At 49.6% G+C, this 15,197-nt stretch carries 15 protein-coding genes; 14 read left to right on the forward strand and 1 reads right to left on the reverse strand.

Going from position 1 to position 15,197, the window contains the following annotated elements:
* Nucleotides 1-144 precede the first annotated feature (144 nt).
* The 9 genes from FZ041_RS00400 to FZ041_RS00440 all read left to right on the forward strand — a co-directional run bounded on the left by FZ041_RS00400 (nt 145) and on the right by FZ041_RS00440 (nt 10,773).
* Nucleotides 145-840: an iron-sulfur cluster assembly scaffold protein gene (locus FZ041_RS00400; protein WP_081342189.1), complete on the forward strand. Its 696-nt coding sequence runs from the start codon at nt 145-147 to the stop codon at nt 838-840.
* Between the two features lie 55 nt (nt 841-895).
* Nucleotides 896-1,897, forward strand: coding sequence for a GGGtGRT protein (locus FZ041_RS00405; protein WP_075442768.1), 1,002 nt, complete (start codon nt 896-898; stop codon nt 1,895-1,897).
* 206 nt (nt 1,898-2,103) lie between these two features.
* Nucleotides 2,104-2,979, forward strand: coding sequence for an NAD(P)-dependent oxidoreductase (locus tag FZ041_RS00410; protein WP_439653953.1), 876 nt, complete (start codon nt 2,104-2,106; stop codon nt 2,977-2,979).
* Between the two features lie 117 nt (nt 2,980-3,096).
* The gene (locus FZ041_RS00415; RefSeq protein WP_149188152.1) at nt 3,097-3,471 is read left to right on the forward strand and encodes a RidA family protein; all 375 of its coding nucleotides are present in this window, start codon (nt 3,097-3,099) and stop codon (nt 3,469-3,471) included.
* A gap of 215 nt (nt 3,472-3,686) precedes the next feature.
* The gene (locus FZ041_RS00420) at nt 3,687-5,348 is read left to right on the forward strand and encodes a PTS lactose transporter subunit IIBC (RefSeq protein WP_149188153.1); all 1,662 of its coding nucleotides are present in this window, start codon (nt 3,687-3,689) and stop codon (nt 5,346-5,348) included.
* A 108-nt stretch (nt 5,349-5,456) separates the two neighbouring features.
* Nucleotides 5,457-6,923 (forward strand): S-layer homology domain-containing protein, encoded by a 1,467-nt coding sequence (locus tag FZ041_RS00425; protein WP_149188154.1) that lies wholly within the window; start codon nt 5,457-5,459, stop codon nt 6,921-6,923.
* 13 nt (nt 6,924-6,936) lie between these two features.
* On the forward strand, nt 6,937-8,787 hold the full coding sequence (locus tag FZ041_RS00430) for a glycosyl hydrolase 53 family protein (protein WP_149188155.1): 1,851 nt from the start codon (nt 6,937-6,939) through the stop codon (nt 8,785-8,787).
* A 173-nt stretch (nt 8,788-8,960) separates the two neighbouring features.
* The gene (locus FZ041_RS00435; protein WP_149188156.1) at nt 8,961-9,815 is read left to right on the forward strand and encodes a tagatose bisphosphate family class II aldolase; all 855 of its coding nucleotides are present in this window, start codon (nt 8,961-8,963) and stop codon (nt 9,813-9,815) included.
* Between the two features lie 28 nt (nt 9,816-9,843).
* On the forward strand, nt 9,844-10,773 hold the full coding sequence (locus FZ041_RS00440) for a 1-phosphofructokinase family hexose kinase (RefSeq protein WP_149188157.1): 930 nt from the start codon (nt 9,844-9,846) through the stop codon (nt 10,771-10,773).
* Between the two features lie 10 nt (nt 10,774-10,783).
* Here FZ041_RS00440 and FZ041_RS00445 read toward each other — a convergent pair whose 3' ends face one another.
* Entirely contained in the window at nt 10,784-11,590 is an 807-nt protein-coding gene (locus FZ041_RS00445; protein ID WP_149188158.1) for a MurR/RpiR family transcriptional regulator, read from the reverse strand.
* A 169-nt stretch (nt 11,591-11,759) separates the two neighbouring features.
* Here FZ041_RS00445 and FZ041_RS00450 point away from each other — a divergent pair, with 169 nt between their 5' ends.
* The 5 genes from FZ041_RS00450 (at nt 11,760) to FZ041_RS00475 (ending at nt 15,156) form a co-directional block, all read left to right on the forward strand.
* Nucleotides 11,760-12,179, forward strand: coding sequence for an RpiB/LacA/LacB family sugar-phosphate isomerase (locus FZ041_RS00450; RefSeq protein WP_149188159.1), 420 nt, complete (start codon nt 11,760-11,762; stop codon nt 12,177-12,179).
* Nucleotides 12,180-12,195: 16 nt separating this feature from the next.
* A complete protein-coding gene (gene lacB, locus FZ041_RS00455) occupies nt 12,196-12,711 on the forward strand; it encodes a galactose-6-phosphate isomerase subunit LacB (protein ID WP_149188160.1) in 516 nt (171 codons plus the stop codon).
* 51 nt (nt 12,712-12,762) lie between these two features.
* Nucleotides 12,763-13,080 carry a PTS lactose/cellobiose transporter subunit IIA gene (locus FZ041_RS00460; protein ID WP_149188161.1) on the forward strand — a complete coding sequence of 106 codons (318 nt, stop codon included), beginning with the start codon at nt 12,763-12,765 and terminating at the stop codon, nt 13,078-13,080.
* 4 nt (nt 13,081-13,084) lie between these two features.
* The gene (gene lacG, locus FZ041_RS00465) at nt 13,085-14,500 is read left to right on the forward strand and encodes a 6-phospho-beta-galactosidase (RefSeq protein ID WP_149188162.1); all 1,416 of its coding nucleotides are present in this window, start codon (nt 13,085-13,087) and stop codon (nt 14,498-14,500) included.
* A 284-nt stretch (nt 14,501-14,784) separates the two neighbouring features.
* On the forward strand, nt 14,785-15,156 hold the full coding sequence (locus FZ041_RS00475; protein ID WP_149188163.1) for a Rid family detoxifying hydrolase: 372 nt from the start codon (nt 14,785-14,787) through the stop codon (nt 15,154-15,156).
* Nucleotides 15,157-15,197 lie beyond the last annotated feature (41 nt).

Here is a 15,197-nt window from a genome sequence, read left to right on the forward strand (position 1 = left end):
GGCAGTATCCCTTGAGCAAGGGTGCGTATGCGGGGGGAAGGCCGCCGCAGGTGCGGTGGCAATTTCCCATGCTAGCCCCTTACGGGCGCTTGTTTAAAGGTTGCACCTCAGTATTATATTTTAGAAAAGAGAGGAATACGAACAATGATTGCTTATTCACAGAAAGTGGAAGACATGGCATGCGTAGCGCAGGAAGTACATCATGGCGCTGCTCCGATTCCAGAGGAAGGCAAATGGGTTAAATCCAAGAATGTACAGGATATCAGCGGCCTGACTCATGGTATCGGCTGGTGCGCTCCGCAGCAGGGTGCCTGCAAACTGACGCTCAACGTCAAAGACGGCATCATCCAGGAAGCCCTCGTTGAGACGATTGGCTGCTCGGGCATGACGCATTCCGCAGCTATGGCTGCTGAGATCCTGCCGGGTCTCACGGTTCTCGAGGCTCTGAACACGGACCTCGTTTGCGATGCCATCAACACCGCTATGCGCGAACTCTTCCTGCAGATTGCTTATGGCCGTTCCCAGACTGCATTCTCCGATGATGGTCTGCCAATCGGCGCTGGTCTCGATGACCTTGGTAAAGGTCTGCGCAGCCAGACGGGTACGCTCTACAGCACGCTCAAGAAAGGTCCGCGTTACCTCGAACTCGCTGAAGGCTATGTTACGAAACTCGGTCTCGACAAAGAGAACCGCGTAATCGGCTACGAAGTTGTTCAGCTTGGCAAAGTCATGGAAGCTGTCCGTGCCGGCAAAGATGCTAACGAAGCTATCAAAGCCAACACGAGCACGAAGGGCCGCTTCGCTGACGCTGTCAAGACGATCGATCCGCGCGAAGAGTAAGAAATACTCTTGGCAGATTTCCGCAAGTTTTAGGTAAAAGGAAGGAATGAATAGAATGTCATTATTCGAAGGCTATGAGCGCCGCATTGACCAGATCAATGAAGTTTGCAAAAAATATGATATCGCATCCATCGAGGACGCAAAGAAAATCTGCGACGAGAAGGGCATCAACCCGTACAAGATCGTAGAAGATCTCCAGCCGATCGCATTCGAGAATGCTAAATGGGCTTACACGCTGGGTGCTGCTATCGCAATCAAAAAAGGCTGCACGGCTGCTGCTGATGCTGCAAAAGCTATCGGCGAAGGCCTCCAGGCTTTCTGCGTACCGGGTTCCGTTGCTGACCATCGTAAGGTAGGTCTTGGCCATGGTAACCTCGGCGCTATGCTCCTCTCCGAGGAAGCTGGCTGCTTCGCATTCCTGGCTGGTCACGAGTCCTTTGCAGCTGCTGAGGGTGCTATCGGTATCGCTCAGACGGCTAACAAAGTTCGTAAGAACCCGCTGCGCGTTATCCTGAACGGCCTCGGCAAAGATGCTGCTCAGATCATCAGCCGCATCAACGGTTTCACGTTCGTTGAGACGGAGTACGACTTCAAGTCCGACAAAGTCAACGTTGTCAAAGAGATCGCTTACAGCGATGGTCTCCGCGCAAAAGTTAAATGCTACGGCGCTGAATCCGTTCAGGAAGGCGTTGCTATCATGAAACTCGAGAACGTTGATATCTCCATCACGGGTAACTCCACGAACCCGACGCGCTTCCAGCATCCGGTTGCAGGCTGCTACAAGAAAGACTGCATCGAGAACGGCAAGAAGTACTTCTCCGTTGCATCTGGCGGCGGCACGGGCCGTACGCTCCATCCGGACAACATGGCAGCCGGCCCGGCTTCCTATGGTATGACGGATACGATGGGCCGTATGCACGGCGATGCTCAGTTCGCAGGTTCTTCCTCCGTTCCGGCACACGTTGACATGATGGGCCTCATCGGCGCTGGTAACAACCCGATGGTCGGCATGACTGTTGCTGTTGCTGTTGCTGTACAGGAAGCAATGAACAAATAATTTCCGTTTCGGAAACCATAAATGCTAGCAGTATCCCCGCAGCGTTCAAGCTGCGGGGATATTTTATGTGCGTAGGAATAAGATTCTGCTTTGCCAAGTATGCCAGCGGTTGTATTTTTAGGTTTCCTTAGGCAGGGAAATAAAGGTTTGCAGCGAAGTTTTTCATGGACAGGATTATATGGTATAGAATGGAAAGGAAGATTCGTGTGAGCATTGAAAACATCGGCTTTATTGGCACGGGGATAATGGGAGCGGCTATGGCCGGCCATCTTTTGGCAGCAGGGTTTAAGGTCAGCGTCTACAATCGCACAAAATCCAAGGCGGAGGGGCTTATTGCGCAGGGCGCTAAGTGGTGTGAAAGCCCTGGTGCTTGTGCGCGCGGACAGGATGTAGTGATTACCATCGTGGGGTATCCAAAAGACGTAGAGGAAGTTTATCTTGGCGCTGACGGAGTACTGGCCAATGCCAAGGCTGGTGCCTATGTGGTTGATATGACTACCTCTTCGCCGATTTTGGCAGAAAAAATCTATGTTGCAGCCCGGGAAAAGGGCATCCATGCGGTAGATGCACCTGTGACTGGTGGGGATACTGGAGCTAAGAATGCATCGCTGTCAATTTTGGTAGGAGGCGATGAAAGCTCGTTTCAGGCATTGAAGCCGGTGTTCGCTGTACTAGGTAAAAATCTTGTCTATATGGGCAGTGCTGGCGCCGGGCAGAAGGCCAAGGCCTGCAATCAGATTGCTATTGCCGGAGCGCTGGCAGGAGCCTGCGAAGCCTACGCTTATGCCAAAGCCTCGGGCATAGACTTGGAGAAAACATATCAAGCCATTTCAGCGGGGGCTGCAGGCAGTTTCCAGATGAGCAATGTCGTGCGCCGCGGCCTTAATGGAGATTTTGAGCCGGGATTTATGCTGAAACATTTCGGCAAGGATTTGGCCATTGGCACAGAAACTTCGGCCGCTTATGGTGCGGCATTGCCGGTACTGGCACAGGTGCTTGGTGAGGTGCGGCAGATGGAACGGCTGGGCGAAGGGGACAAAGGGACCCAGAGCCTGTTGCATTATTATGGAATCAAGGCATGAAAAAAGTTATAAATTATAATCAATCTTTTCGGTAATAGTCCTTGTAAACTTGTAAACAACAGTGTCTTGGTGTACAATAGCAGCAGAATAAAATCCAGTATAGCAGGAGGAATAATCATGCAAGTAATCCATACGAACGATGCGCCGGCAGCTGTCGGCCCGTACAGCCAGGCCATAAAAGCTGGCAATACGCTCTATATGTCTGGCCAGATCGCTATCAATCCCGCAGAAGGCAAGATTGTTGCCACGACCATCGAGGAGCAGGCTGAGCAGTGCTGCAAGAATATCGAAGCCGTGCTCAAGGCAGCTGGGACAGATATGAAGCATGTCGTCAAGACGACCTGCTTCCTGGCTGACATTGCTGATTTCAAGGCATTTAATGAAGTTTATGCCAAGCACTTCATCAGTAAGCCGGCCCGCAGCTGTGTGGCTGTCAAAGACTTGCCAGCAGGCGCGCTCTGCGAGGTTGAGGCATTGGCTGTCACCGAGTGATATCGTTCATGGTATTTTCTGGCTGGTTGGTGTAAAATAAAAAGTTGTGCGGGAATTGCCCTTGCGGAAAACGCAAGGGCAATTTTTTTTCGACTGAAAAAATTTTCAAAACATGAAAACACGCATAAATGATTCCAAGCTATAATGAAAACTGTAAAAAAGAAGAGCAATGTAAGAAGCGCTTCGAAACTAACGGTTAGAGAAAGGAAATCATCATGGACAAATTAATCAAGATGGTAGAAACTATGAAGCCCTTTTTTGAAAAGGTTTCCAACAACATCTACCTGCGGGCTATCCGGGATGGCTTTGTAAGCTGCATACCAGTTATCCTGTTCTCGTCATTATTCATTTTGGTCGCCTGTGTACCGGAGATTTTCGACTACAAATGGCCGGAGGCAGTCAGCTCGGTGCTATGGCAAGCGTATAATTACAGCATGGGAATGCTGGGTATCCTCATGGTAGCGACTATTGCGAAAAGCTTGACGGATAGCATCAATACGAAGATGCCGAAGCTTCGGCAGATCAACGATGTATCCGTCATGATCGTATCGATTATCTGTTTACTGCTCTTGGCGGTGGCTCCTGTGGACGGGGGCATTTCTACGGAATTCATGGGGACGAAAGGCTTGCTTTCTGCATTTGTCGTGGCCTTTTCCGTTCCGAATATCTATAAGTTCTTTGTAAAACGCAACATTACCATAAAACTTCCGGACGAAGTTCCGCACTATATTGCTCAGACCTTTGCCGATCTTATTCCTCTGTCGGTAGCGGTTATGGTTTATTGGATCTTTGGTATTGTTTTCAAGGAAGCAACGGGCATGATGTTCGGCGCTTGGATCTTGGAAGTTTTCAAACCCCTATTTGTGGCGGCTGACGGCTACATTGGCGTTGCGATAATCTACGGCGCTATGGCGATGTTCTGGTTTGTGGGTATTCATGGCCCTTCGATCGTGGAACCGGCTGTGACGGCAATTTACATCGCCAACATCGAAGCGAATCTGCAGATTGTTAATGCTGGCGGTCATGCCACCAATATTCTGACCCATCCTACTTCTTACTTTGTGGCGACCCTGGGGGGTACGGGCGCAACGCTGATGTTCTGTGCGATGTGTGCTTTTATCGCTAAGTCCAAGCAGCTCCGTGCTGTGGGCCGGGCATCCATCATCCCTGTAACTTTTGCCGTAAACGAACCAATCCTTTTTGGTGCACCTATCGTCTTGAATCCGGTGTTATTTGTCCCCTTTATTTTGGCACCGATTCTTAACGTTTGGATTTTCAAATTCTTTGTCGATGGTCTGGGCATGAATGCTTTCACGTATATCCTGCCATGGACCACGCCGGCACCGATTGGTCTCATCATCGGCACCGGGTTTGCGAAGCTGGCCTTTGTGCTGGCACCGCTGCTCTTGGTGGTGGATGCTGTACTGTATTATCCGTTCTTCCGGGTCTATGATGCTCAGCTGGTAGAGAAAGAGAAAGCTGGCGCAGTGGAAGCTGCAGATGAAACGGCGGTGGCTGTCCCCGCTGCCCCTGTCGTGACGGAAGCAGACCTTCCGAATGATGAGAAGCGCGTGCTGGTGCTCTGTGCCTCTGGCGCTACGAGTTCAATGCTGGCAAAGGCTATCACGAAAGGGGCAGAGCATCGTCATGCCCCCGTGGAGTCCATTGCCATGGCATATGGCCAGCACAAAGACATCATCACGGATTTCGATCTTATCGTGCTCGCGCCGCAGATGGCGTCCATGTATGATGAACTCAAGAGCGATTGTGATGCGAAAGGTGTCAAGAGCGCAACAACCAGCGGGCGGGAATATGTGGGCCTCACCCGTGACCCCGATAAGGCTTTGGATTTTGCCTTGGCCTTGATGGCGCACTAACTGAAGTAGGAATTTACTCCTGCTGCCACTGTACTCTGGCAACAGTGGTGGCAGGAGTATTTTTATGCCTAAAATTACAGAAGATTAGGACTAATAGGAGGAGAAAAGATGAAAAAATCAGTTCTTGTTGCAGCAGTTTTGACGGCAACTGCAATCAGCGGTTCAGCAATGGCAGCAGTCAATCCCTTCAAAGATTTGCCGGAAGGGCATTGGGCATACGATGCGGTAGCAATGCTGGCCGAGGATGGTGTGCTTGATGGCTATGGCGATGGAACGTTTCAGGGTGGCAAAACCATGAATCGTTATGAGATGGCAGAAATCGTAGCTAAGGCGTCGGAAAAGTATGGTACGGCGGCACTCAAGGACAAGGGAGTGCTCAAAAAGCTGGAACGGGAATTTGCGGCAGAGTTAAAGGATATGGATGTGCGTCTCACCGCTGTGGAAAGCGATGTGAAGGAAATGAAAAAAGGCATGTCCAGTTTCAAGTGGTGGGGCGATGCGCGTATCCGCCATATTCGCAATAAGAACAGCGTTGGTGTATCTGGTGGCAGTGAAGCGGCCAGGAGCGAGATCGGGACGAAGAGCCAGAATGAGATGCGTATCCGTTTAGGCTTATATGGGGAACCGGCAGAAAACCTGTCGGTTACGGGGCAGCTAAAGGCGGAGAATGCCAATATCGCGCGTTCTGACTATAGCCATGACCATTATGCGGGTAAGAATGATGAGAAGATGAGTTTCAATCGTTTGCAGCTTGATTGGCATGCCAAGAATGGCTATACGCTCTCAGCTGGGCGCAACGAGGTAAAACTGGGTCAGGGACTTATCTATTGGGAGAATCCCATCGATGGAATCATGGTCCGCAAGGATTTCAAACAAGCCAGCCTATTGTTAGGTGCTGGTGATGCTGCCGCAGCGACTTGGAGTGACAAGGCTGAGCATGCTGTTTTTGCGGATTTGCGCGTACAGGTAAGTCCGGCGGTAGAGGTTACGGCGGCCTATTATAATTCGCATTCGGATGCGGATAGTTCGGTGAATTATGTCGAGACATGGGATAATGGAGCAACTTGGTGGAATAAATGGTCCAAGAAGAATGTAAGGCGTAATTTCCAGCAGACGGCGTTAGGTGTCAATGCACAGCTGGCGGCGAAATGGAATCTTATTGCCGAAGGCGTTCATAATGGTGCCGATATTACCCGCAGCCAGACCATTGGCACTGGTGGTGGTGGCAATGCCGATATCGCTGACCGCAATCATCGCAATGGTTTCTGGACGCGCCTGACTTATGGCAAACTGATTTGGGATAAGGCAAATACTTGGAATGTCTATGGCGAATACTTTGCGCTGGGAAATCTGGCCATTGATTCATCGGGGTGGCCGCATCGTCTCAATATTGCTGGCGGCAATGGTTATGGCGGTGCCGGCGCCAGAGGGTTTGGACTTGGTGTCGGGTATATGCTGGCACCGAATACGAACTTTGAGCTGACGTATTACCGGTTGAAACCGTATGATACAGGCGCTACGGCATTTGACCGTTATGATGATACTGGCTATGCATCTTTGACGTATAGCTTCTGATGAGGTGAAAATCATGCGTAAATCTATGTTAAAATCATTGGTAATTTCTACACTGGCAGCGAGCTCGTTGCTTATGACCAGTCCGGCCGATGCAGCTGTGCAGATAAATCCGATAAAAAATCTTGCCACGGACTTTATCAAGGGGGCTGATGTATCTATGCTGCCAGAACTTGAGGCACTGGGTGGCAAGTTCTACGATATGGATGGCACGGAGATGGATGAGCTGGTATTGATGAAGAAATATGGCATCAATTGGATTCGCGTGCGCATCTGGAATAATCCTGACCATGCCAATGGCGGTGGTTATACTACGGCGGAGCGGGCACTGGCGATGACGAAGCGTGCTCATGAACTCGGAATGAAGGTGCTTATCGACTTCCATTACAGCGATTTCTGGGCAGATCCTGGCAAGCAGTATGCACCAAAGGCTTGGGAGAAGCAGACAGCTTCGCAGGTCAGCAAGAGCGTTTATGACTATACGAAAAAAGTGCTGGGGGATTTCAAAAAAGCCGGGCACTTGCCGGAAATGGTACAGGTGGGAAACGAAATTACCAATGGCATGATCTGGCCGCTTGGCAAGCTGCCAGCCCAGGATAACGGCAAGACGCTGGCTTCGTTCGTGGAAAGCGGACTTGCGGCTGTACATGAGACTGACCCGCATATTAAGACGATGATTCATATTGACAAAGGCGGCGATAATGCGGCTTCGCAAGCCTTCTACAATCAGCTGATCAAGGATAACGGCGTCAATGATTTCGATATTATCGGCCTGTCCTATTATCCCTTCTGGCATGGCAATATGGATGCGATGCGGAATAATATCAATGATCTGGCCGCCCGCTATGGCAAGGATGTCATTATCGTCGAAACGGCCTTTGGCTATACAAACGAGAACTTTGACGATACAAAGAATCCCTATGATGCACAGGCGGAACTTGTGGGCGGATTCCGCTCCACGGTCCAGGGGCAGGCAACGGGCCTGCGGACAATCATGCAGAGCCTGGCAGATGTACCGGGCGGCAAAGGCCTTGGCATGTTCTATTGGGAACCGGACTGGTATGCTGTACCGGGAGCTGGGGCCTTCAAGGATAAAGGCGATGAATGGGATAACCTTGTAATGTTCGATAACAAGGGCAAGGCGCTGGAATCGTGGAAAGTATTCAATGATGTCAGCAATCAGAACTTGCCGACTATCAAGCCGGTGTTCAAGGAAGCCGATATGGTGACGGGCGAAGCCGGCAGAGGTGTACCGGCTAAGCTGCCCGTAAAGACCCGCGTAACGTTCTCCGATGACCATGCGGAAAATCTCGCTATCACTTGGGACAACCCAGCACCAGTATTTGAGCATGCTGGCGACTATACGGTCAAAGGAACGGTTATCGTGGATGAGGAAAAACATCCTGTGACAGGACGGATTACGGTTATTGACAAGGTAAACTTGTTCAAGAATGGCAATTTTGAGCATGTGCAGAATCTTGCTGGCTGGAAGATTGCTGGCGATCAGGTCCTCAATGTGGTAACCAAGGCTGGAGATGCGCTGGATACCAGCGCCATGCACTATTGGAGCGACAAGGCCTTTAAATTTACAGCCAGCCAGGAATTCACAGGTCTTGCTGATGGCAAGTATACCGTAGCGGTGTCAACTCAGGGAGGCGGCGGCCAGAGCAAATATCAGCTTATGGCTGTGACTAGTGCTGGCACGCAGGCTGTCGACATCAAGGATACGAAGTGGAATGAATGGCATACCTTTACCATCAAGGATGTGGAGGTAAAAGACGGCAAATGCACCGTGGCCGTGACCATGGAAGCTGCCCCGGGATCATGGGGATCGCTGGATAATTTTGAGTTTTATAAGCAGAAATAAATAAGCGGCGGAAGCGGTTCAAGGAAAATATCCTTGGACCGCTTTTGGCTGGCAGGGTTATGAAAACCGTTCCAAAAGGCGAAAACAAAGGCGGTGGTACAGTATCTATAATGAAAGCATAAACGGAATATCTAATACAACGAATAGCGATTTCATATGAGGGAGAGGTTATCATGAAACTGCACAATACTAATGATATGCTCAAAGATGCACAGAAAAAACATTATGCGGTACCAGCGTTCAATATCCACAATCTGGAAACCTTTCAGGTGGTAGTGGATACGGCAAGTGCTATGCGTTCGCCGGTAATTATCGCGGCTACGCCGTCGACTGTACGTTATGCGGACAAGGATTATCTGGTGGCGCTTACAGGCACGGCTATGGAGAAGTATGATGTGCCGATGTCCTTTCATCTTGATCATCATGAAGATGTGGCGGAAATCGAGAGTACGGTGGCAGCTGGCTGTCGCAGTGTGATGATTGACGCATCCCGCCTGCCGTATGATGAAAATGTGGCCAAGGTAAAAGAGGTTGTAGCTTTTGCCCATACTTGCGGCGCTTCGGTGGAAGCAGAGCTGGGCAAGCTGGTTGGCCAAGAAGACGATTTGGTGGTGGAAGATGCGGATAGCGCGTATACCAATCCCGAAGACGCTCTGCGGTATGTGGAAGATACGGGGATTGACAGTCTTGCTGTAGCCATCGGTACGGCGCATGGCCTTTATAAAGGAACGCCTAAGCTGGATTTTGACCGTTTGACAGAAATCCGCAGCCGGGTAGAAATTCCGCTGGTGCTGCATGGGGCATCTGATGTGCCGGATGAATTGGTGCAGAAGGCTATTTCCTTGGGAATTTGCAAGGTCAATGTAGCTACGGATTTAAAGATTCCGTTTTCGCATGCGGTCAAGGAATTCTTCAAGGAAAACCCAGAAGCCAATGATCCTCGAAAGTATATGACGCCGGGCAAAGAAGCAATGAAAGCTATCGTCCGCCATAAGATTGAGGTTTGCGGCAGTCAGAACCGTTATTGAATGTAGGTGCGCAGGGAAGGAATAGTTTATGATACTCGTGATAAATCTCAATGTCTCATTGGACAAGCGGTATGAACTGGTGGATTTTGCCAAAGGGAAAATTGTGCGGGCAAAATCCGTAGACAATACCCCAGGGGGCAAAGGCATTCATGTGGCCAATGTGGATACCATTTTGGGTGAAGAGACCGTGGTGACGGGATTCCTGGGGGGGAAGACTGGAGAATATGTAGCGGGAAAACTTTGTGATTATGGCATAGAAGGCGATTTTGTCCGTGTAGCTGGGGAGACGCGTTCTTGTTTAGCGCTGCTTACGGAAGATGGTGCCCAGACGGAAATTTTAGAGCCGGGGCCAGAGGTAAGCAGGGAGGAAATAAAAAAGTTCCGGCAAAAATACGCGGAACTTTTGGCAAAAGCAGATATTGTAGTGGCTTCGGGGAGTGTGCCCCGGGGCGTGCCGGTGGATTTTTATGCTGAGCTGATTGAAGAAGCGCATCGGGCAGGAAAGAAATTTCTGCTCGATACCAGCGGTGATTTGCTGGCAAGAGGAATTGCTGCCCAGCCTGATTTTATTAAACCAAATCAGGATGAGATCGAGGCCCTGCGTGGTTACCGCCTGCAGTGTGAAGAAGATTTTGTGCGGGAGATACGCCATTTCCTTGATGCAGGGATAGAGATGGCAGCAATTTCATTGGGAAGCCGCGGTTCGCTGGTAGGGGTAAAGGATGCGGTTTACCGCGTTACCGTGCCGGAAGTTGACTGTCAGAATCCTGTAGGTTCAGGAGATTCCTATGTCGCAGGTATTGCGGCAGGGCTTTCGCGCAATCTGCCTGCACAGGAGATCCTGCGGCTGGGGGCAGCTTGCGGGACGGCGAATGCCTTGGAAGCGGAGAGCGGTTTTGTGCGGAAAGGTGTAGTGGAAAAGCTACTGGCACAAATCGCTGTCGAAAAGATTGCTTGAATTTCATCGATTAAAAATAGTGCTCCCGACGATAAGCCGCCTCTTTTTTGGCGGCTTTTTCGTGTTCCTCTTCCTGCTGTTTCGTCAGATAATCGATGATGATGCGGCTGATGACGTAGATGGGCAGGCGGGAGGTAGCATCGACATTTTTGATGGACACATGGCTATGCTTGAAACCATAGGCGGTCAGGTGGGCAATACGGGCCAAGGGAACATCCGGGGCTCCGCAGGTAATGGTGATAATACGCGCTCCTAGAGATGCCGCATTTTCGGCTGCTGTCAAGAGTTCTGGTGTTTTACCTGACAGGCTGAAAATAATCACGAGTTCCTGATTTTTCACGCGGCGCGTCATGTCCTGCATGATGAACGGGTCACTGTTGGCGAAGACATTATAGCCTTGCAGCTGGAGCTTCAGGGCAAATTCATCGGCTACATGTTCCGTAAGCCCGCGGGATAAAAGATAAATCCGTTTGGCCTGCCGGATTTCCCGGACGACTGCCAGGATGGTCTCGATGCTGAGCTGTTCGATGGTCTGCGTGACTTCCATCAGGCTTTTGTTGAAAATCTCGTTGACTTGGATGCTGTCTTTATGCACGTCCGTTTCTTGGGTAATCATATACCGTAGTTCTGCAAATCCCGAAATTCCGCATTTCTTGATGGTGCGGGATACGGTGGCTGGGGAAGAATAGGTGGCTTCGGCCACATCGCTTATCGACATGGAGGAAATCTTCTCGGCGTTCATATTGATGAAGCCAATGACCTTCTTTTCGGTTTCGGTCAGGTGTTCGTGAAAATCATGGTCAATCTTGATAAGCATGGATTGTTCAGCTCCTTAAATCGAATCTCATGCCTATATTATAAGACAAAATCGGATTTTTAAGAAAGGACAAATGACGAAAATGCTTTCAAATAATGAAAACAAAGAAGAAATGTGTGGCGGTATACTAAGAGCATAACGAAGGTTAAAACAGAAAGGAAGTTATAGGATGAAAGTTGCATTGGCCGCCAATGGTGCTGGCGCAGAACTAAAAGAAAGCATCAAAGCATATTTGACCAGCAAAGGTTATGAAATAGAAGATTTTTCCGATCCGGATATTTTTACGGCGACGGAAAAGGTGGTAAATGCCATTTTAGAGCAGGACATCACTCGCGGGATTGTGGTAGATGACTATGGCGTAGCTCCGTTCATGATTGCGGCCAAGCATCATGGCATCGTCTGTGCGCCAACGTATGAGGATTATACTTCATCGATGACCCGCCGTCATAACAGCACACAGATCATTACGCTGGGAGCCAAGGTTACGGCAGCAACGCTTTCCTGTGAACTGACAGAGAATTTCGTCAAGACCGAGTACGATGGCGGGCGGCATCAGATTCGCATTGACATGCTGAATCGGGAACTTTGAATGGGAGGACATAACGATGAAAATTGCAATTGGTTGTGACCATATCGTTACGGATATAAAGATAAAAGCAGCAGAGTTTTTGAAGAAGCAAGGCCATGAGGTCATTGATGTGGGGACATATGATTTTATCCGCACGCATTATCCGATTTATGGCCGCAAGGTTGGCAAGCTGGTGGCTACAGGAGCGGCTGATTTGGGCGTGTGCATCTGCGGTACAGGCATCGGTATCAATAATGCGGCGCAGAAAGTCAAGGGAGTACGGGCCGCCTGTGTAGCTGATGTCCAGACGGCAGTAGCCGCAAAGGAAAATCTCAATGCGAATGTAATTGGTTGTGGTGGCCGAGTGATTGGTATAGGTTCGATTGAGTATATCCTGGAAGCGTTCCTTAAAGCAGAATATAAGCCTACACCGGAGAAGGATGCTTTGATTGCCAAGATCGATGGCCTTATTGGTGATAATGACTGTATTGAAAATGATGCGCTTTTCGATGAATACCTGCAGAAATGGGAAGAAGGATTCTACCATGATTGATGCGTGGTATAATTGACTACGGTAACGCATTATCTTTATGAGGTGATTGATATGGCAATGACAAAAGATGAAATGGCAATGATTGCAATGGAAATCGTGGCTTATGCCGGCGATGCGCGGACGAAGTTCTTGGCGGCTATGGAGGCCATTGGGGATAAGGATTTTGCCAAGGCTGAGGCACTGATAAAAGAGGGCGATGATTTGATTCTGAACGCGCATAACCAGCAGACGGAACTTATCACGAAGGAAGCAGCGGGCGAGGAGATTGAGATCGGGTTCCTTACGGTTCATGCCCAGGACCATCTGATGACAGCAATGCTGCTTTCCGATATGGACAAACGGTTCCTGAAAATGTTTAAGGAGAAATAAAGCTATGGCGAAGAAATTTCCCACCAATTTTATCTTTGGCGGAGCAACTGCTGCGTATCAGGTAGAGGGCGCAACCCGTGAGGATGGGCGTGGCCCCTGTGTATGGGATGAATATATGAATCGCCCTGGTGCACGGTTCAATGCGGATCCGGCTTCGGATTTTTATCATCAGTACCCGGCTGATTTGCAGCTGGCGCATGATTTTGGCGTGAATGGTATCCGTATCTCGCTTTCCTGGACCCGAATCCTGCCAGAAGGCGAGGGCAAGGTTAATCCTGCGGGGATTGATTACTACAATAAACTCATTGACGAGTGCATAAAACAGGGGGTTGAACCCTTTGTGACGCTCCATCATTTCGATACTCCCCTGAAATACTTTCAGAATGGTCATTGGCTGAACCGGGATTTGATTGATAAATTCGTTGCTTATGCTAAAATCTGTTTTGAAGCTTTTGGTGATCGGGTGATGAAGTGGGCTACGTTTAATGAGCCGTGGTCGATTGCCCAGAATGGTTATCTGGCAGGTAATTTTCCCCCGAATGAAACCTTTCAGATTGAAAAGGCCATTCAGATAGAGCATAATCTTATGGTCGCTCATGCCCGCGCCCTAAACTTGTACAAGAGCATGAATCTGCCGGGACGTATCGGCATTGTTCATACCCTTGAAGGGAAAGAGGCTATTACAGATACACCAGCGAATAAACATGCCCGGGATTTGGACGATGCCATTTCCAACCGGTTTATGCTGGACGCCTGCTATCTGGGCAAGTATTCCACTGCGACGATGGAGCTGATTGGCGAAATCCTGCAGAAAAACGGCGGACAGCTATATACTGAGCCGCAGGATTTTGACGACTTTGCCAAGGCGGCAGCACAGATTGATTTCCTGGGTATGAATTATTATTCCAGCCATTTTTTGCAGGCCTATGAGGGCGAAAGCCAGGTAGTCAATAACAGTACTGGGGAGAAGGGAACCAGCGTGTTCTGTCTCAAGGGCATCGGGGCGCGGGTCAGCAACCCGGAAGTGCCGACTACGGACTGGGATTGGCCCATTTACCCTGAGGGCTTGTACAGGCAGCTGAAGCGTATTGCTCAGGATTACCCGAACTACAAGGAAATCTTCATTTCGGAGAACGGCATGGGCTATAAGGATGACTTCGAAGACGGCAAAATCGATGACACTCCTCGCATTGAATATGTGAAGAAGCATCTGGAAGCCATCCTGAAGGCTGTCGAAGAAGGCGTTAACGTGGGCGGCTACTATATTTGGAGCCTTATGGATGTATTGTCCTGGAGCAATGGCTATAACAAACGGTATGGATTGTTTTATGTAGACTATGCGACGCAGAAACGTTATCCGAAGAAAAGTGCTTACTGGTATAAGGCAATGAGTGAATGCGGCGAATTACTCACCAAATAAAATATCAGCAAAATGCAAGAATGGGGCTGTGAAATAACACATCCCTAATAACAAAGGCGGTCCGCTGACTCAAAAGAGTCGGTGGACCGCCTTTTGTGGTAAAATTTACGTGTCAAATAAAAATTTAAACCACCAACCATTCTAAACCAAAATGGAAGGTGCATGAGCTGGCCAATTGTCGAAAAGGGATATGGAGCGTGGCGAAAATGTTGAACCAAATCCTAACAAAAAAGAAATAGCCCGCCAAGGCTATATAAGCCTGAAGAGCTATTATAAGCAAGTATGTGAAATCTAGAGAACCGCCGTGTACCGAACGGTACGCACGGTGGTGTGAGAGGTCGGCTGGCAATACGCTCTATATGTCCGGCCAGATCGCCATCAATCCGGCAGAAGGCAAGATTGTCGCCACGACCATCGAGGAGCAGGCTGAGCAGTGCTGCCAGAATATCGAGGCTGTGCTCAAGGCCGCCGGTACAGATATGAACCATGTCGTCAAGACGACCTGCTTCCTGGCTGATATTGCTGACTTCAAGGCTTTCAATGAAGTCTATGCCAAGCACTTCATCAGCAAACCGGCCCGCAGCTGCGTTGCCGTCAAAGACCTGCCGGCAGGTGCCCTGTGCGAAGTCGAGGCGCTGGCAGTCCTCGAAGGATAAAGATGGCAAGGAATTGAGCAAACGTGGCGAATTGATTCCTG

It is taken from the genome of Pseudoselenomonas caprae (assembly GCF_008271345.1).
Lineage (GTDB): Bacteria > Bacillota > Negativicutes > Selenomonadales > Selenomonadaceae > Selenomonas_A > Selenomonas_A caprae.